The sequence below is a fragment of the Synechococcus sp. 63AY4M2 genome (assembly GCF_002760475.1).
GTDB lineage: Bacteria > Cyanobacteriota > Cyanobacteriia > Thermostichales > Thermostichaceae > Thermostichus.
The window spans coordinates 1,693,326-1,710,510 of record NZ_AXUX01000001.1 but is presented as its reverse complement, the minus strand read 5'-3'; the positions used below and the strand labels follow the sequence as shown (position 1 = coordinate 1,710,510).

At 63.2% G+C, this 17,185-nt stretch carries 16 protein-coding genes; 11 read left to right on the top strand and 5 right to left on the bottom strand.

Translation table 11 applies throughout. The features are described 5' to 3' along the window. The first annotated feature begins 16 nt into the window (after positions 1-16). Positions 17-772 (top strand): transporter substrate-binding domain-containing protein, encoded by a 756-nt coding sequence (locus SYN63AY4M2_RS07620; protein WP_071813541.1) that lies wholly within the window; start codon positions 17-19, stop codon positions 770-772. Here the strand turns inward: SYN63AY4M2_RS07620 and purH are convergent. Continuing rightward, entirely contained in the window at positions 769-2,382 is a 1,614-nt protein-coding gene (purH, locus tag SYN63AY4M2_RS07615; protein ID WP_011431586.1) for a bifunctional phosphoribosylaminoimidazolecarboxamide formyltransferase/IMP cyclohydrolase, read from the bottom strand. The genes SYN63AY4M2_RS07620 and purH overlap by 4 nt on opposite strands. A 269-nt stretch (positions 2,383-2,651) precedes the next feature. Here purH and SYN63AY4M2_RS07610 point away from each other — a divergent pair, with 269 nt between their 5' ends. Together SYN63AY4M2_RS07610 and SYN63AY4M2_RS07605 are read left to right on the top strand one after the other, a co-directional pair. Further along, positions 2,652-3,368: a MotA/TolQ/ExbB proton channel family protein gene (locus tag SYN63AY4M2_RS07610; protein WP_011431587.1), complete on the top strand. Its 717-nt coding sequence runs from the start codon at positions 2,652-2,654 to the stop codon at positions 3,366-3,368. A gap of 3 nt (positions 3,369-3,371) precedes the next feature. Then, on the top strand, positions 3,372-3,797 hold the full coding sequence (locus SYN63AY4M2_RS07605) for a biopolymer transporter ExbD (protein ID WP_011431588.1): 426 nt from the start codon (positions 3,372-3,374) through the stop codon (positions 3,795-3,797). 33 nt (positions 3,798-3,830) lie between these two features. Here SYN63AY4M2_RS07605 and argF read toward each other — a convergent pair whose 3' ends face one another. Then, a complete protein-coding gene (gene argF, locus SYN63AY4M2_RS07600; RefSeq protein WP_187147178.1) occupies positions 3,831-4,748 on the bottom strand; it encodes an ornithine carbamoyltransferase in 918 nt (305 codons plus the stop codon). A gap of 132 nt (positions 4,749-4,880) precedes the next feature. Further along, positions 4,881-6,176: a carboxyl-terminal processing protease CtpC gene (gene ctpC, locus SYN63AY4M2_RS07595; protein WP_011431590.1), complete on the bottom strand. Its 1,296-nt coding sequence runs from the start codon at positions 6,174-6,176 to the stop codon at positions 4,881-4,883. 248 nt (positions 6,177-6,424) lie between these two features. On the opposite strand from ctpC, the gene SYN63AY4M2_RS07590 reads away from it, so the two are divergent. From SYN63AY4M2_RS07590 to SYN63AY4M2_RS07575, 4 genes are all read left to right on the top strand, one after another. Next, positions 6,425-7,792, top strand: coding sequence for a glutamate-5-semialdehyde dehydrogenase (locus SYN63AY4M2_RS07590; protein WP_099834736.1), 1,368 nt, complete (start codon positions 6,425-6,427; stop codon positions 7,790-7,792). 266 nt (positions 7,793-8,058) lie between these two features. Next, complete coding sequence (locus tag SYN63AY4M2_RS07585) at positions 8,059-8,604, top strand: RNA-binding protein (protein WP_099812689.1); 546 nt, start codon at positions 8,059-8,061, stop codon at positions 8,602-8,604. Between the two features lie 133 nt (positions 8,605-8,737). Next, positions 8,738-9,490 carry a DsbA family protein gene (locus SYN63AY4M2_RS07580; RefSeq protein WP_228375373.1) on the top strand — a complete coding sequence of 251 codons (753 nt, stop codon included), beginning with the start codon at positions 8,738-8,740 and terminating at the stop codon, positions 9,488-9,490. 23 nt (positions 9,491-9,513) lie between these two features. Then, positions 9,514-10,209 carry an HNH endonuclease signature motif containing protein gene (locus SYN63AY4M2_RS07575; RefSeq protein ID WP_011431595.1) on the top strand — a complete coding sequence of 232 codons (696 nt, stop codon included), beginning with the start codon at positions 9,514-9,516 and terminating at the stop codon, positions 10,207-10,209. Between the two features lie 74 nt (positions 10,210-10,283). Here the strand turns inward: SYN63AY4M2_RS07575 and SYN63AY4M2_RS07570 are convergent, their stop codons facing one another. Next, complete coding sequence (locus tag SYN63AY4M2_RS07570; protein WP_240527782.1) at positions 10,284-11,357, bottom strand: sporulation protein; 1,074 nt, start codon at positions 11,355-11,357, stop codon at positions 10,284-10,286. Between the two features lie 195 nt (positions 11,358-11,552). After that, positions 11,553-11,969: a hypothetical protein gene (locus SYN63AY4M2_RS07565; protein WP_099812686.1), complete on the bottom strand. Its 417-nt coding sequence runs from the start codon at positions 11,967-11,969 to the stop codon at positions 11,553-11,555. Positions 11,970-12,066: 97 nt separating this feature from the next. Here SYN63AY4M2_RS07565 and recJ point away from each other — a divergent pair, with 97 nt between their 5' ends. The 4 genes from recJ (at position 12,067) to SYN63AY4M2_RS07545 (ending at position 17,175) form a co-directional block, all read left to right on the top strand. After that, positions 12,067-14,529, top strand: a complete 2,463-nt coding sequence (gene recJ, locus SYN63AY4M2_RS07560) for a single-stranded-DNA-specific exonuclease RecJ (RefSeq protein ID WP_240530355.1) — start codon at positions 12,067-12,069, stop codon at positions 14,527-14,529. A gap of 22 nt (positions 14,530-14,551) precedes the next feature. Continuing rightward, the gene (locus SYN63AY4M2_RS07555; protein WP_011431599.1) at positions 14,552-15,217 is read left to right on the top strand and encodes a metallophosphoesterase; all 666 of its coding nucleotides are present in this window, start codon (positions 14,552-14,554) and stop codon (positions 15,215-15,217) included. Positions 15,218-15,267: 50 nt separating this feature from the next. Further along, entirely contained in the window at positions 15,268-15,861 is a 594-nt protein-coding gene (rdgB, locus tag SYN63AY4M2_RS07550) for an RdgB/HAM1 family non-canonical purine NTP pyrophosphatase (protein ID WP_011431600.1), read from the top strand. A gap of 192 nt (positions 15,862-16,053) precedes the next feature. Beyond that, positions 16,054-17,175 carry a hypothetical protein gene (locus SYN63AY4M2_RS07545; RefSeq protein WP_011431601.1) on the top strand — a complete coding sequence of 374 codons (1,122 nt, stop codon included), beginning with the start codon at positions 16,054-16,056 and terminating at the stop codon, positions 17,173-17,175. Positions 17,176-17,185 lie beyond the last annotated feature (10 nt).

Genomic DNA, 17,185 nt, shown 5'->3' with positions numbered 1-17,185 from the left:
AATCCAGAGGTCTTGCATGGCAGCCGGCCTGGCCTTGGCTTGCTTGGGGAGGGGGATCCCTGCGGCTGCCCGCCCCTGGCCAGAGATTGTGCGTTCGGGTCAGGTGCGAATTGCGGTCAAAGACAACCTGAGGCCGTTGGGCTTTCGCGATCCCATGGGCAAGCTGCAGGGGTTTGAGATCGAGCTGGCCCGCGAGCTGGGATCCCGGCTCTTGGGATCCGCGGAGGCGGTGGAGCTGGTGCCGGTAGCCAACGTGAAGCGGCTGCAGGCAGTGGCCGCTGGGGAGGTAGATCTGGCTATTGCCCAGCTTGGCATTACGCCGGATCGGGCGCGACAAGTGGAGTTTACCTCGCCCTACTATCAGGATGGCCCCAGCTTGGTTGTGGCCCGTTCCCACAACTGGGAAAGGTGGTCGGATGTGGGCGGCGCGCGGATTGCCGTCCTGCGCGGATCGGCTGCTATTCCTTACCTCCAGCGCTACCTCCCAGGGGTTGAGTTGGTGGCGGTGGATTCCTACCGGGAAGGGGCGGAATTGCTCCTAAAGGGAGCGGTGCAGGCCTGGGCAGCGGATCGCTCGGTGCTGGCAGGGTGGCTGGCGGAGCACCCCCAGTTTCAGTTTTTGGGATCCCCGTTGGCGGCGGTGGGGCTGGGCATTGCCCTGCCCAAGGGGCTGGAGCATGCTGAATTGCGGCTGCGGGTGCGCCGCGAGCTGGAGAACCTGCGCGCTGAGGGCTGGCTGGCGGAGCGGGCCAGAGCCTGGGGTCTGCCCTAGTGCAAAAAGTGACGGATGCCAGTGCAGACCATGGCGATCCCAGCAGCATTGGCAGCAGCAATGGAATCGGCATCGCGGAGACTGCCTCCCGGCTGGATGATGGCGCGGATCCCAGCACGGGCTGCCGCCTCCACACTGTCGGCAAAGGGGAAAAAGCCGTCGCTGGCCAAAACCGCTCCTGCTGCCTGCGAGCCGGCCTGGCGAAGGGCAATCTCGACGGCGCCTACCCGGTTCATCTGGCCTGCGCCAATGCCGAGGGTCTGCCCCTGCCGGGCAACGACGATGGCGTTGGATTTCACGTGTTTGCAGACCGTCCAGGCAAACTCCAGATCCGCCCACTCTTCCGGTGTCGGCTGGCGCTCGCTCACCACCCGCCAGGACGGGCGGCGGTCGGATCCCTGGGCCAAGTCAGCCTCCTGCACCAGGAAGCCCCCAGCCAGGGTGCGAACGGTTTGGGCCGGCCCAACCGCAAAGTCCGGCAGAACCAAAAGCCGCAAGTTCTTTTTGGCTGCCAGTTGCTCAGCCGCCTCGGGGGTGCAGTCCGGGACAACCACGCATTCCAAAAAGGGCTCCGCCAGCCGCCGGGCAGCCTCCCCATCCAAGGTTTGGTTGAGGGCGACAATGCCCCCGAAGGCGGAAACGGGATCGGCGGCCAAAGCCGCCTCAAAAGCGGCAGCCAGAGTTGGGCGAACGGCTACCCCACAGGGGTTGTTGTGCTTGACAATCACCGCCACCGCTGGCCTAGGGCCGTTGGCCAGCCCTAGGCTCAGTTCTGCCGCCAGGGCGCGGGCCGCCTCTAGATCCAGCAGGTTGTTGTAGCTGAGCTCCTTCCCCTGCAACTGTTTGGCCCGATGCCAGCCGGGAGCAGCCGCATCCACCACATACCAGGTGGCGGCTTGGTGGGGATTTTCCCCGTAGCGCAGGCGTTGCCAAGGGATCCCTTGCAGTTGAAAAACCTGCTCGGCAGCGGTTGCAGGAGCTGGAGCTTGAGAGGGGCGGGACAGCTCTGAGCGAGTTAGGTAGTCGACAATGGCGCGGTCGTAGGCCAGTACCTGCTCGAAGGCGCGGCGGGCACACTGGAAGCGAAAGGCCAGCCGCTCCGCCTCGCTGGAGGGGCTAGAGAGCAATTGCAAATACTGAGGGTACTGGCTGGGATCGGTGAGCACGGTAACGTGGGGATAATTCTTGGCTGCCGCCCGCGCCAGCGTCGGCCCGCCGATGTCGATCTGTTCAAAAGCCTCCTCCAGCGACACCCCTGCCCGGGCCACCGTCTGCTCGAAAGGATAGAAATTGACCACCACCAACTGGATGGGAGGGATCCCCAGCGCCTCCAGATCCGCCCGGTCTTCGCGGCGCTCCAGGCGGGCCAGAATGCCCCCGTGAATGCGGGGGTGCAGCGTTTTTACCCGTCCCCCCAAGATCTCCGGCGCGCCGGTATGCTCCGAAACAGGGGTGACCGGGATCCCAGCTTCTGACAGCGCCTTGGCTGTGCCTCCGCTGCTGAGCAGCTGAAAGCCGTGCTCCTGCACGAGGGCCTGGGCCAGCGGGATCAGGCCGGTCTTATCGGAGACACTTAGGAGAGCCAAAGGTGGGAAGGGCTGAGCAGACATCGGTTGTTAGCGATCTCAAGAGAGCAGAGTTGCCTAGGAGATCCCAACAGGTGGAGATCCCACGCCCCAGCATAGCGCCCCTGCCGGGAGGGGGATAGGAGGTTGTTGCCACTACTGAGAGGTCGGAGAGGTGGCTGGGGTTCACGTGGGATGATCCAGGATGCCAGAAGGTGCAATTCCAGCCACTCAAAAGGGATCCCAGCCCTGCCGAGAAAGTGCTATGACAAGATGAGCGTGAATTGCCGCTAGAAGGGGGTAACTAGGATCGTATGGATAGAGTCTTGCAGCTCCTGATCCAGGGTTGGTACTATTCCATCCCCCTGTTGACGTTCTCAGTCTTCTCGGTGGCCTGTTGCATCGAGCGGGCCTTGTTTTGGTGGAAAGTCACCCACCGGCAGGAGGAGGTGGTGCGGCAAGCCCTGAGCCAGTACCGCCGCAACCCACGCGCTGCCCAGTACCTGCTGGAGCAAAATGCGGATCTCCCCATTGCCCGCATCTTTTTGGCCGGCCTGGAGCTGAACGAAGCCAGCCCCGAAGATTTTAAGCTGGCCCTGGAGACAGCCTTGGCGGCAGAGGTGCCCCTGCTGAAGCGCTTCAATACGGTCTTCGACACCGTCATTACCGTTGCCCCCTTCCTGGGCCTGCTGGGCACCGTTACCGGCATCATCCAGATCCTCAGCTCCATCCAACTGGGGGATATCGGCGGCACCGATACGCAAGGGGTAGGGCAGGGGATCGCCGAAGCCCTCTACTCGACCGCTTTTGGGCTGATCGTGGCCATTCCCACTTTGCTAATCTCCAACGTCTTCCGCTCTCTGTACCTGCGGCAGCTCTCCAAGATCCAGGAGTACGGCGGCGAGCTGGAGTTGCTGCATCGCCAGCGGCAAGAGATGCAAGCCCAACAGCTTTCCCAGTATTCTTACGCCAAGCCCAGCCCCAGCGGCAGCTCCACTCTTCCTCCCTACTCCCCCCTTGAGCCCTCCTAGCCTATGCGCATCCCCGAAGAAAACTTTCGATCCGGCGAGATCAACATCGTGCCCCTGATCGATGTCATCTTCTCGATCTTGGTGTTTTTCGTCATCGCCAGCCTGGTGCTTACCCGCTCGGAGGCCCTCGATGTCAATTTGCCAGAGGCCTCCACAGCCGAAGCCCGCCGCCAGCCAGACGTTACGGTGAGCATCACCGCTGAAGGCCAAATTGCCGTCAACCGCAAGGCGATTGCCAATCTTGCCGCCCTGATCCCAGAGGTGGAACGCGTCCTGGCCGAGAAGCCGGCTGAAGGGCGCCGCCTGGTGGTGATCAACGCCGATTTGGCTCTCTCCCACGGCAAGGTGGTGGAGGTGATGGATACCCTGCAGCGACTGCCCAACGTCAGCCTGGCCATCGCTGCCCGCCGCCCTGCCAATAACCGTTGACAGGCTCCCCTCTGGGGCCGGGGGTGAGGGCCATCACCCTGCCCCCAGCAGTTGGATCAGGAGCGCTTTTTGCACGTGGAGGCGATTTTCTGCTTGATCCCACACCCGGGACTGGGATCCCTCCAAGACCTCGGCGGTGATCTCCTCTTCCCGGTGCGCGGGCAGGCAGTGGAGCACAATGGCCTCGCGAGCCGCCTGTTTCAGCAGCTTAGCATTGACCTGGTAGGGCAGGAAGTCGGCTTTGCGCGCCTCGGCCTGGTCTTCTTGGCCCATGCTGGCCCACACGTCGGTATAGACCACCTGGGCTCCGGCGACCGCTTCGTAGGGATCCCGCAACACCCACACCTGCGATCCCTGGGCCAAGGCTTGCGCTTCTGCTACTACTGCCGCATCTGGCTCGTAGCCGGGGGGGGTGGCGACGCGGATGTGGATCCCGCTCATGGCACAGCCCAGCAGCAGGGAATGGGCAACATTATTGCCGTCGCCGCAATAGGCCAAGGTCAGGCCCGCCAGTTGGCCGAAGTTCTCCTGGATGGTGAGCAGATCGGCCAAAACTTGGCAGGGGTGAAACTGATCCGTGAGGGCGTTGATCACGGGGATCTCGGCATATTCGGCAAAGATTTCCAGCTCCCGCTGGTTGTAGGTGCGAATGGCAATGGCGTCCAGGTAGCGGGAGAGAACGCGGGCCGTATCCTGCAGAGGCTCGCCGCGGCTCATCTGCATCGCCGTCGGCACCAGATCTAGGGTGCTGCCCCCGCACTGGGCCATGGCAGCGGTAAAGCTGACACGGGTGCGGGTAGAAGCCTTCTGAAACAACAGCCCCAGCACCCGGCCGCGCAGATCCACCCGATAGGGATCCCGCTTCAGTTGCGCCGCTTGGACCAGCAAGGCCGCTAGCTCCGCCGGGCTCAGGTCGCTGAGTTTGAGCAGATCCCGCCCGGCTAAGTTGATGGATCCTACAGCTTGCAACCCCGCCATCGCGCTTCACCGCCTCCGCAAACAACTTCCGGCCCGCGCTGCTGCCTGCTCGCCAGCGCAAGGCCGCTACTCAGCAAGGTCTCGCAGCCTGGGCCCCAACGCTGGCTAGAGGGAAGAGGAACGCATTGGCTCCTTGGCCTGTTGCTGGCGGGCCGAGATCTGCGCCTGGAGGGCCTGGATAGCGGCGGCATATTGCGGGTCGGCGGGAGTCGCCACCAACTCGCGATCCCGGCTGAGGCGATTGAGATCTTCTTCGGACAGTTCCACGACAATGTCAGGGGTGATGCCTTTGTGATCGATATCGGTGCCTTTGGGGGTGCGATAGCGGGCGATGGTCACCGCCAGGCCCGACCCATCGGAGAGGGGATGCACCGACTGCACTAGGCCCTTGCCAAAGGTTTGCGTGCCCACGATCACGGCGCGCCGGTTATCCTGCAAAGCCCCCGACAAGATCTCGCTGGCGCTGGCGGATCCTCCATCCACCAAGACAGCCAAAGGCTTGTCGGTGAGGGCGCTGTTGTTGGCCGTGAGGCGATCCTGCTCCCCTTGCCGGTTCACCGTCGAGACAATGCTGCCCCGGTCGATCCACATGCGGGCGATCTCGGCGCTGGAGTAGAGCAGCCCCCCCGGATTGGCCCTCAGATCCAGCACATAGGCGGCCACTCCTTGTTTCTCCAGCTCGCGAATGGCCTGGCGCACCTTGTCGGCGGCATTGCCGGAAAACTGGGTGATGCGGATGTAGCCAATGGGCAGGCCATTTTCCTGGTGAACCGCATAGCGCACGGTGGCCAGCTCAATTCTCTCCCGCACCAGGTCGAACACCTTCAGCCCTTCCCCCTCGCGGCGGATGGTCAGCCGCACCCGTGTGCCCGGCTCGCCGCGAATGAGGCTGACGGCGGTGTTGGTGTCCATCCCTTCGGTGGATTTGTCGTCGATGCGCACGATTACATCTTTGGACTTGATCCCGGCCCGGTCGGCGGGGGATCCTTCGATGGGGGAGATCACCACCAGCTCGTTGGTCTCTTGATCCATGCCCAGCGTGATCCCCACCCCGGTCAGCTCACCGGATGTGTCAATTTGCATGCTGGCGAACTGGTCGGGATCCAAGAAGCGGGTGTAGGGATCGTTCAGTTTCTTCAGGGCTTCGCGAATGGCTGCATAGGCATCTTCTCGGGTGGCATATTCTCGGCTGAGCAGATCCCGCCGCACCGCCTCCCAGTCGACGGAGTTGAAGGAAGGGTCGACGTATTCGCGATTAACAATCTGCCAAACTTCGTCCACCACTTCCTTGGGATCCCGGCGAAACCCTGCCCAACCCGGCATGGATAGCTGCACCCCGACAAGCGACACGGCTGTGACCACTGCAGCCGTTGCACTCACCACAAACCCACGCTTTCTCATTGGCTCTCCTGGAAGACAAGGTCTAAAAGTCGAGGTTAATCTCCAGCTTTTGGGGGTTTCGCCCAGAGGCTCTTCCCTGCCCCAACTTTATCTCAGGGACAAAGCAGTGCTGCCTGCCCCAGCCGGTGGTATCCAAAGTTTGGTAGGCTGCAAATGGTACAGCCCAACTGTGCCCAACGTAGCACAGGGATCCCTGCAAAGGTGCTCTCGCGATCACATTTGCAAAGGCGCTTTTTCTTCTGGAGTCCATGTCTCTTGTAACCGACTCTCCCAGCCTGCCGGAAGCTGCTGCTGACTCGCCCCTGCTGGCCCAGGTGCAGTTGGCTCGCGCTGCCGCTCGATGCACGGCTACCTTGCCCACTGCCATTAAAAATGCCGCCCTAGAGGCCATGGCCACCGCTTTGCTGGAACACCAAGAGGCCATCTTGGCAGCCAACCAGGCGGATTTGGAGCAGGCAGCGGAGCAGGTCAAGGCCGGTGAGCTGTCCGCCTCGGCCTACGCCCGCTTGAAGTTGGACGCCCAGAAATTGGCCGACGCGGTGGCCGGGGTGCGGCAGGTGCTGCGGCTGCCGGATCCGGTGGGGCAGGCCTTGCTGATCCGGGAACTGGATGAGGGGCTGGTGCTGGAGCGGCGCACCTACCCTCTGGGAGTGCTGGGGGTGATCTTCGAGTCGCGGCCCGATGCTCTGGTGCAAATTGCCGCCCTGGCGGTGAAAACCGGCAACAGCGTCCTGCTCAAGGGTGGCTCGGAGGGGCTCTGCTCCTGCCAGGCATTGATGGCGGCCATCCAGGCGGGGCTGCAGCAGATCCCCGAGTTTCCCCAGGGATCTTTGCAGTTGCTCACCAGCCGTGCCGAGGTCAAGGCCCTGCTGCAACTGGAAGGGCTGGTGGATCTCATCATCCCCCGCGGCTCCAGCAGCTTTGTCCGCTACATCATGGAAAATACCCGCATCCCGGTGCTGGGCCATGCCGATGGCCTCTGCCACTTGTACGTAGATCGGGCTGCCGATGTGGACATGGCGGTGAGGCTAACCCTGGACAGCAAAACCCAGTACCCCGCCGCCTGCAACGCCATCGAAACCCTGCTGGTGCACGCAGAGATCGCCCCCCGGTTTTTGCCCCTGGCCGTGCAGGCGCTGCGCGAGAAGGGGGTGGAGTTGCGCGGGGATCCCCGCTGCCGCCAACTGGTGCCCGATCTGATCCCGGCCAGCGAGGCCGACTGGCGCACGGAGTACGCCGACCTGATTCTGGCCATCAAAATGGTGGATTCTCTCGACGAAGCCATTGCCCACATCGAGCGGTACGGATCCCGCCATACCGAGGCCATCGTGACCGAAGATGCCGCCGCTGCCCAGCGCTTCCTCGACGAAGTGGACGCAGCAGGGGTCTTTCACAATGCCTCCACCCGCTTTGCCGATGGCTTTCGCTACGGCTTGGGGGCAGAAGTGGGCATCAGCACCCAAAAGCTGCCGCCGCGCGGCCCGGTGGGTTTGGAGGGCTTGGTGACCTACCGCTACCAACTGCGAGGGCGAGGCCATCTTGTAGCCGACTATACAGGCCCCCAGGCCCGACCTTTTCAACATCGAGATCGCCTGAACACCACCGGTTTGTCTTAGGGATCAGGGCCTGCTGCAGCGGCCGACTGTACAAAGCAATCCATGACGGAAACCGTTCTGCTCGTCTGGGTGGCTCCAAGTTAAGGTAAATTAGAAGATAGCCTTGTGATTTGCAAAGGTTGTGCTTTGTGCCCCGCTGTGGTGCAACAATAGACCACCGAAGGCTACTGGGTTTTGAAATTTGCTGTCGGCTTGAGCGCCTTTGACCTAGCACCTTGCTTTTTGGCTGCCTTTTGTTATTATTTCGATAGGAGCTTCGCTGCATCATGCCCGTTCGTCTGTATGTCGGAAATCTGCCGGAAGAGGTGGATCGTCAGGCATTGGAGAAGCTCTTTAGCTCTGCAGGTGAGGTCATTTCCACCAAGGTGATTCGGGATCGGCGGACAGGCAAATGTCGCGGCTTCGGGTTTGTAACCGTGAGCACCGAAGAGCAGGCGCAGCAGTACATCGAAAAGTTCAACGGCCACAGCTTTGGCGATGTCAACCTGCGCATCGAGATTGCCCAGCGGCGGGAGAAACGGGAAGACGCCGAAGCCAGGGCAGCAGCCTCCAGCTCCCCAGCTAAGGAGTCTGCCAAAGATGCTGGCAAGGATTCTAGGGCGCCCGGGGATCCTGAGCCCCGAGGTTCTTCCAAAGACTCCAAAGAGTCTGGGGAAAAGTCCGCTCCCAGCAAAAAGCAACGCCAGCGGGGCAACAAAGGGAGTGGAGGCAATGTCGTTGCCGAGACTGAAGGGGCCTTTGAGCCGGATCCCCGTTGGGCCAGTCAGTTGCAGCGGATTAAGGAGCAGCTTCTCCAAGCGACCAACTCCTGATCCCCCCAAAAGCGTGGTGGACATCGCCGCCATCTGGCGTTAGCCTGGTTGAGCTGTACAGCTCTGGGCATACTCGAGAGGGGGTTTTGGGATGGATAGTCTGGCAAGGGTTTTTCGCGCGTGGGGACAGTGCTTGGCCAAAGCTGGGTTCCTCGGCGCGCTGCTGGTTTGGCTGGGGATGAGCAGCGTTGTCCAAGTTGCCCTCGCAGCTCCAGCCGATTTGGAGGAGCAGGTGCTGCAGATCATTCGCAAGCACCCCCAGGTGATCCTGGAGGCGGTGCAGGAGTACCAGCAGCGGCAGTACCAAGAGCAGCAGCAACAACAGCAGAAGTTGGCGGAAGAATTTGGCCGGCAGTTGCGGGAGAACCCGCGTGCCGTCATCGGAGACTCTCCTCAACTGGGATCCGACGCTTTGCGGTTGGTGTTGGTGGAGTTTTCCGATTTTCAATGTCCCTTCTGCGCCCGCGCCCACGACACCCTCAAACAGTTCATGGCCGAGCACGGGAATGAGGTGACCTTGGTGTACAAGCACCTGCCCTTGACCAGCATCCACCCGGAGGCGATGGCGGCGGCTCGCGCGGCCTGGGCTGCCCACCGTCAGGGCAAGTTCTGGGAGTTCCACGACGAGCTGTTTGCCAACCAATCCCAGCTTGGGGATGAATTTTATGTAGCTACCGCCGAGAAGTTGGGCCTAAATGTGGAGAAATTCAATCGGGATCGGCGCAGCCGGGCGGCGGAGCGCGCCATTCAGCGAGATATGGATCTGGCCTCTCAACTGGGCATCGGCGGCACCCCTCATTTCATCTTGAACGGCCTTTCTTTTTCGGGGGCGCAGCCTTTGGAGGTGTTTGAGCAGACGCTGCAACAGGCCAAGCAAGCCCTCTAGCCCGGTTAGAGCCTCAAGTCCAGATGTCGAGTCCCTATCGTTGCCCAGAGTGCGGAGATAGTTTCCTGTTTCGGCCGGATCCCTGCCCCACCTGTGCCAGCCGAAAACGCCAGAAACAGAAGGCTGCCCGCGCCAGGGAAAAACGGGGCAGCTACGACCTGACGGGCCAGGTGGCCGCCGCCGAGTTCTGGCAACTGTTGCGTTGGTACCCCTGCTGCCCTTGCTGTGGCAAGCCCTGGCCGGAGGTGGGATCCGCCCCTGTCCAGGATCACATCATCCCCCTTAGCCGTGGGGGGCCCAACACGGCTGCCAACCTGCAGCCTCTTTGTCCAGCCTGCAACGGCTGGAAGGCGGATTTTCTCATTTGTTTTGACAGAGCCGTGCCGGGGCGGGTGCGACCCTTGCCTCAGCACCTTTGGCCCAGCTTTCGGCGTTGGCTCGGCCTCGGCGGCGTCGAGGAAAAGCAAGCCCGCGAGCGGCAGTTGGATTGGTTGGATCCCGGCCTAGATCTTGGCGGCGGGGATCGCCCCCAACTGGTGCAACAGTTGGCCTATCCCTTGGCCAGCCCAGCCCAATTGCAGGCGGAAACCTTGCGCCTCACGCTGGCGGCGATCTCACTGGAAGAAGGATCCCTGGCGATTCCAACCAGTGGTGCAAAGGGCAGCGAGGCCCAAGCAGCCCGATGGAGCTATTCCCAACAGCCGCGAAACGGTTCCTAATCTCCCCTCTCCCTGAGGGAGAGGGGCTGGGGGTGAGGGAATCCCTGAGGGAGAGGGGCTGAATCCGGCTGCCGCTACTCGACGGGCAGGATGCGGGCGTCAAACCCTGCTTCAGCCAGAGCACGCCGCGCCTGTTCGGCATTGGCCCGTTGCCGGTAGGTGCCCACCTGAATCACTGAGCCGCGCACAAAAGCGTCAGGGGCAAACTGCTGGAGCTTGGGCAGCGCCTCTGCCCCGGCGGATACCACCACCCAAAATCCGCCCGTGCCTTCTGCGCGCAGGGATGCGGCAGAGGGGGTGGGATCCTGAACCAGAAGCGGTCGAGAGCGGCGCAGATCGGCGGGGAAGATCCCGGCTTCGTAGCCTTGGTCGGCCAAGTACCGCACCTGTTCGGCGGCAGCAGCGGGGTCGGCAAACCCGCCGGTGCGCACCACCCGCAGGTCGTCGTAGATCAAGGGCAGGGATCCCTCTAGCAGTTGTTGGAGTGCAAGCCATTTTTCACCGCTGGGATCGGCCACCAACACCCAGTAGCGCTCCCCCTGAGGTGGGTTGGAGTCGGGATCCCCCACAGCTTCCTCTCCTGCCAACGACACCGCCACCGCCGGCAGGCCCTGGGCGGTCAGCCAGCGGGCCTGATCCTGCGCCAGCGACAGGCGGGAGAAGGTGCCCGTCTGCAAAGCCGCCTGGCCGCGGTATTGCACCACAGCAGCCCCTGGAAAGAAGCGGCGCACCCGCTCTTCCAGCCGGGGATCCCCAGTAGGGTTGGGCACTTGGGTGGCAAAGGGCCGCTGCGGATCGAAGGGGGGAGCCGTTGGCGCTGGCGGGGCAGGACTGGGGGAGGGAGCGGGAAAAGCGGGCGGCAGGGGCGGATCCGTCTCTTGGCGGCTCACCACCCGCACCGGCAACCCCAGCCGTTCCAATTCCGCTTGGCGGCGTTGGGCGTGGTTGCGGTTGATGAACGTCCCCGCTAAGATGAACACTTGTCCATCCCCTTGCACGAAATAGGCGTCCGGCACCTGGGCGCGCACCTTGGCCAGCTCGGCTGCCCCATCGGCCAACACGTGAACTTGGTAACGCGTCAGCGCCAGAGCAGCAGGCAGGGCGAGGGCAAAAGCTGCCAGAGATCCGGCCACGAGCGCCGTCGCCATCGCCGGTCGCAGCCAAGGGACGCATGGAAGGAGGCCTGTACAAGTCGTCCCCCCTGAGGCAAGCCACAGGCGAGCAATCCATCTGCGGCGGTTACGCAGCCCAGCGTTCACGGGAGAAGCGCAGATTTAGTGTACCTCTAGTATAGACACGCCGCTGGCCGAGGAGGGTTTGACAACCCCTGTCACCTGCGGTCTTCAGAAGCGACGGCGACGATAGCGCTGGCGACTCGGTCGGCGGAGGGCCGGGGATCCCCCCAGAGCAAAGCGGATGATCTCCGTCTTGTACTGCTGTGAGCCCTCCGTGTAGCGGGCAAGCTGGATGGCGGATCCCTGGCCGGAGGGGAGGGCTGGCAGAGACTGCTCCGGCGTTGCGGCTTCGATGGCGATGAAAAACCGCAAGCGCAGCAGCACCTCCAATTTAGACAGTCGCTCGGTCTGTTCGGGCACGAGGCGGCCCAGAGAGATTTGGAGGCGCGGCCCGCGTCGCCGGGATCCGGGGCGGCTCCAGAGCTGTTGGGCCAACGTCCCCAGAGAGGCCTGCTCAGGAGATTTGACCAACAGCTTCAGTCCCGCCAAGGGGTTGAGGCCATAGGTAAGCAGCAGAGAATACATGGGCAGCGGACTGAGGAGCAGAGAGGCGTTTTTGGGTTAGGGTCAAAAGATAGCTCATAGGCCAACTGTAGCACTGCTACCCGCTATCTGAAGACCGATGGCCATGGCCGGGATCCCTGACCAACGCTGGCTGTTTCAGCCTGTGAACCCACTGGCTGCCCAGAGCTTGGCTGAGGCGGTGGGGGTCTCGCCCGTCTTGGCTCAGATCTTGCTCAATCGCGGCCTCTCCAGCCCTGCTGCCGTGCAGCAGTATTTGCAGCCGGATCCCGTCCACCTGCCCCCGCCCAGCCAAGATTTTGCCGATTTGCCGCTGGCGGTGGAATTGCTGGAGGGGGCGATTCGCCGACAAGAGCCCATTGCCATCTGCGGCGATTACGATGCCGACGGCATGACCAGCACGGCTCTGCTGCTGCGGGCGCTGCGGGGCGCTCCAGTGTATTACCGCATCCCCAGCCGCCTCAGGGAGGGCTATGGCCTCAACAACCGCATGGTGCAGGAGCTGCACCGCGAGGGGGTACGCCTCATCCTCACCGTGGACAACGGCATTGCCGCCCATGCGCCCATCCAACTGGCCAAAGAGCTGGGCTTGACGGTGATCGTGACGGATCACCACGACTTGCCCCCCCAGTTGCCCCCTGCCGACGCCATCCTCAATCCCAAACAGCTCCCCCTCTCTTCTCCCTATCGGGGGATGGCCGGGGTGGGGGTGGCCTACCTCCTGGCCCAGGCCTTGGCAGAGCGCCGCGGGGACGAACATTTGGAGCGGGTGGCGCTGGAACTGTTTACGGTGGGCACCATTGCCGATTTGGCGCCGCTGACGGGAGTTAACCGCCTTTGGGTGCGGCAGGGGCTGGCTCTCTTGCCCACTTCCCAGGTGGCCGGGATCCGCGCCCTCTTGGCGGTGATGGGAATGACGGGATCCCCAGAGGAGCTGCGGCCAGAGTGGGTAGGGTTTGGCCTGGGGCCGCGCATCAACGCCATTGGGCGGATTGGCCGACCGGAGCTGGGGATCCAGTTGCTGACCACCGACGATCCGCAGCAGGCAGAAAAACTGGCCCGCCGCTGCGAACGCCTCAACCAGGTGCGGCAGCAGATGTGTGGGCGCATCGAGGCGGAGGCCCTGGAGCAAATCGCCCGGCAAGGGCGGGATCTGCAGCAAGAGCGAGTGTTGACGATTTTGGGATCCCCGCAGCAGCGCTGGCACAAAGGGGTAATTGGCCTGGTGGCCTCGCGGCTGGCGGAGCGTTTTGGCTGTCCGGTGTTTATCGGCAGCCAGTCGCCCCAGGGGGAGATTACCGGCTCGGCGCGGCAGGGGATCCCGGAGTTCGACGTGTTTCAGGCGTTGGAGTTTTGCAAAGATTTGTTCAGCAAACACGGCGGCCACCCGGCGGCGGGGGGATTTAGCCTGAGGGCGGAAAACTGGCCTCTTTTGGAAGAGCGGCTTCGGCAATTTGCCCAACAGCGGTTGCAGCCGGAACAAATCCGTCCCCTGGTGCAGATCGACGCGGAGGTGGCACTGGCGGATCTCACCTTCGACCTCTACCGCGAGCTGCAGCGGTTGCAGCCCTGTGGCATCGGCAATCCGGAGCCGGTCTTTTGCAGCCGCAACCTGCAGGTGTTGCAACAGCAGCGATTTTGCCCACAGCCTGCCCAAAGGGGGGAGGATACCCCCGGCCACCTGAAGCTGCTGCTCCGGGATCCCGTCAGCCGGGGCCTAGACGGGGCAGGATCCTCACTTGCTGCCCCAGCCAAAGCCCGCAGCCGTCCCCTGTGGGCCATTTGGTGGGGAGGGGCCGCCGCCTATCCCCTGCCGGCGCAGATTGACATCGCCTACACCCTCAAGGCCAAAAGGTGGGGGGAAGAAACCCAACTGGAGCTGGAGATTCTTGGGATCCGGCCTGCCGCAGAAGCCAGCTCTGCCGATCTTTCGCCCGCCGCCGTCGCTCCCACCCTCTCCGATGCCAAAGCTGGCGCCCAGGCAGCACCCTCCCCCCTGCTGATCTACCGCCCTGCCCCCCAGCCCACCCAACCGCTGCGTTGGCAGGCTGTATCTCGATTTTCTGCCCTCCTGCCCCAGGCGCGGGGAACGATCCTCCTCTACGGCTTCCGGCGCCCTACGTTTGTCCTGCCACCGAAGCAGCATCCCTCCCTGACCCTCCACTACGACCGCCCCCAAGCTGGCCATCGCTACAACCAACTGTGGCTGTGGAGTTGGCCTCCCTCTTTGGATCACCTCAAGTGGTTGCTCTCCTGCACTCCCGGCGACGCGCTGCTGATTGTCCTGCACCACCAGGCGGTGCCTCTGCCCTCCGCCGCTGCCTTACAACGGCAATTGCGCCACTACCTGCAAAACCAAGCCCAGGTGGATCTGTTACGCTTGGCCCAGCAATGGTGGCTGTCGCCAGCGCTGTTAGTGGCCGGCCTGCGCTCCCTGGGGTATGCCTGTCCAGAGTTTGGCCCGACAGGATCTTTGGAAGAGGAGCTGGAGGCCCAGCGGGCCTGGTACCGCAGCTCTTGGCAACAAGTGGCTGCCCTGCTGCAGGGATCTCGTCCGCAATAGACCCCTCGCTTCCCGCCAGCCTATGGGAATTAAACTGCTCCTCGGCTCCGACTACCACGGCAACGACCGGCTGATCCGGCAGGCCCTTGACCATCTGCCCCAAGTGGATGCTTACATCAACTGCGGCGATTTCTGTTCCAAGGCCGGCAAGCCCTCCTGCAAAGCCACTCAAGGCTTTCACCCCACAGCCCAAGCCGAGGTGGCCCAGTTGCAATCTTTTCTGGCGGCGGTGGACAGTCTGGGCAAGCCCTGGCTCTTTTTGCCCGGCAACCACGATCCGGCAGCCTCTGTTCTGGAGCCGCTGGCTGGCAGTTGGGGGCGGGCGATTACCCAGTCCTGTTGCTTTGAGTGGCTGGGGCTCCAAGTGCTGGCGGTGCCCTGGACTCCCCCCTGTGGTTGGAGCTGGACCCTCACCCGCAGCCATCTGCAGGAGCTGCTCACCCTCTACGGTCAACCTCCTCGCCCCATTGACCTGTTGCTCAGCCACGCGCCGCCGCGGGGCCTGTTGGACGAAGGCGGAAAATGGTACCACCGCCGCATGCCCACCTTGCGCCCCTTGGTGGATCACCTGCAGCCGCGCTACTACATCTGCGGCCACATGCACTGGGACGGGGGCAAGGTGGAGCGGTGCGGATCCACCCTGGTGATCAACACGGCGCTGCACAACATGGTTCTGGAAATCCCCTGAGCCCCTGGGCAGCCCCCCCACTGTCTGCTGGTTTCCCCTAAGATACCCTTATGGCACGCCCCTTGATCTTGGCCAGCAGCAACTCCGGCAAATGGCGGGAGTTCAGCACCTTTTTTCAGCTCCATGCCCCTGCCTGGGAGCTGCGCCCCCTGCCTGCCGAGCTGACTGTGGAAGAGAGCGGCAGCACCTTTGCCGAAAATGCCCTTCTCAAGGCCAAGGCCGTGGCAGAATCGCTGGGGGAGTGGGCCATTGCTGATGACTCCGGCCTGGCGGTGGCAGCCCTTGGCGGCGCCCCCGGGATCCACTCCGCTCGCTATGCCCCCGACGATGCCGCCCGCATCCAGCGGCTGCTGCGGGAGATGGAAGGGATCCCCAACCGCCAAGCCAGCTTTCACTGCGCCATTGCCCTTGTCGATCCCCAGGGCCAGGTGCGGGCCTTGGTGGAGGGCATCTGCCACGGGGAGATCCTGGCTCAGCCGCGGGGCAAGGGAGGGTTTGGCTACGACCCCCTCTTTTGGGTGCCCGAAGTGGGGCTGACCTTCGCCGAGATGAGCCCGGCGCAAAAAGAAGCGGTCGGCCACCGCGGCCAGGCCCTGAGAGCCCTGAAAGAACAGCTCCTCATCTTGGAGCGCAGTCTAGGCTAGCTTGAAGGTACGGCTGCATTCTCCACGAGGGGGGCCGAGACAATGGCAGCAGCCTGGGCCAGAAAAGGTTTCACGAGGCCGCGGGGGGGATCCCTTGAACCCTAAGGCTGCAGCTCTGTGGATCCTACCTGTCAAAAGGTTTCCTCGGTACAGGAAGATGGGAGTGCCAGTTTTGCGTTGGGAGCCTGAAGAATGACCTTCTCTGAGGAGCGCGATCCAAGCCGGGATCCAAACCGTATTCCAGACTCAACGGCTGCTGCCGGCGAGGGAAGCCGCGGCCAAGCTCCCAACAGCCCAGAGTCCCAAGGCCGGCGTTCCCCGCCCCCCTTGCCGGAGGACGGCTCTACTCCCTCCACTGGAGGTGCCGAAGACTGGCTAGAGGATGAGGAGAGGCAAAACGATGGCAAGACGTCCGCTGCTCGTCTCTCTGGGCGCGGAGGACAGAGGGCCAGCTCAGCCCGAGAAGCTGCCGCCGGATCTTCGCGGGGTGCCGAGACGGAGTCCTCTCGGCCCCGGCCCAGCCGTGCCGGACAAGCCTTGGTTCCCCGGCGCCCTATCTCCAGCAACTGGGGTTACGACGGATCCGCCCGCTCTGCCGCCTATGCCGGCTCCTACCGGAGCGACTCCAGCCGTTCTGCAGCTTACGGCTACACCCCCAGCTACGGGGGCAGGGGGGGATATGGAGGGGGAGGACGCAGCAGCAGCTCTTCAGGGGGAGTCTCCTCCTCAGATCTGACCATCCTGCTGGTGGTGGCCCTGCTGGCCTTCTTCGGCGGGTTTGCCATCCGCAACATCTTTGCCGAGTCGGGCGGCTTTGACGATGAGCGCCCCATCCGCGCTGCCAATGTGCCGGCGGCCTTCCGGGATTTTTGCTTTGCCTACAACGGCACGGCTTCCTTTACCGTGGTGCAACTGACCAGCGTCTCTGCCCTCACCATGGCTTCGGTGCCCATTTACAAGATGGACACCTGCACCATCCCTGTCAGCCAAACGGCCAATGCCCTCCAAGCTTTGGGCATCCGCGGGCGGGCAAACACCTTGGGCCCGCAACTGGGCGGATCCAACCTCACCCTGATCCAGCTCCCCTTGGCCAGCAGCTTGGCCCGCGCCGTCTACAACCAGTTTCCCAGCTTAGCCACTCAGGGTAATGAGGCCCAGGTTTTGTCCCAACTGGAAACCGCCGTCAACAACGCGCTCCGCTCCAACGTGGAGGGGCTGGCCCTGCAAAACCTGGAGCCCACCAACATCCCCGACGTGTACGTGATGGTGCCGGGCCACTCCTTTGATTTGCAACCGCAGCTTAATCTGCGCTAGCCCCCTGACG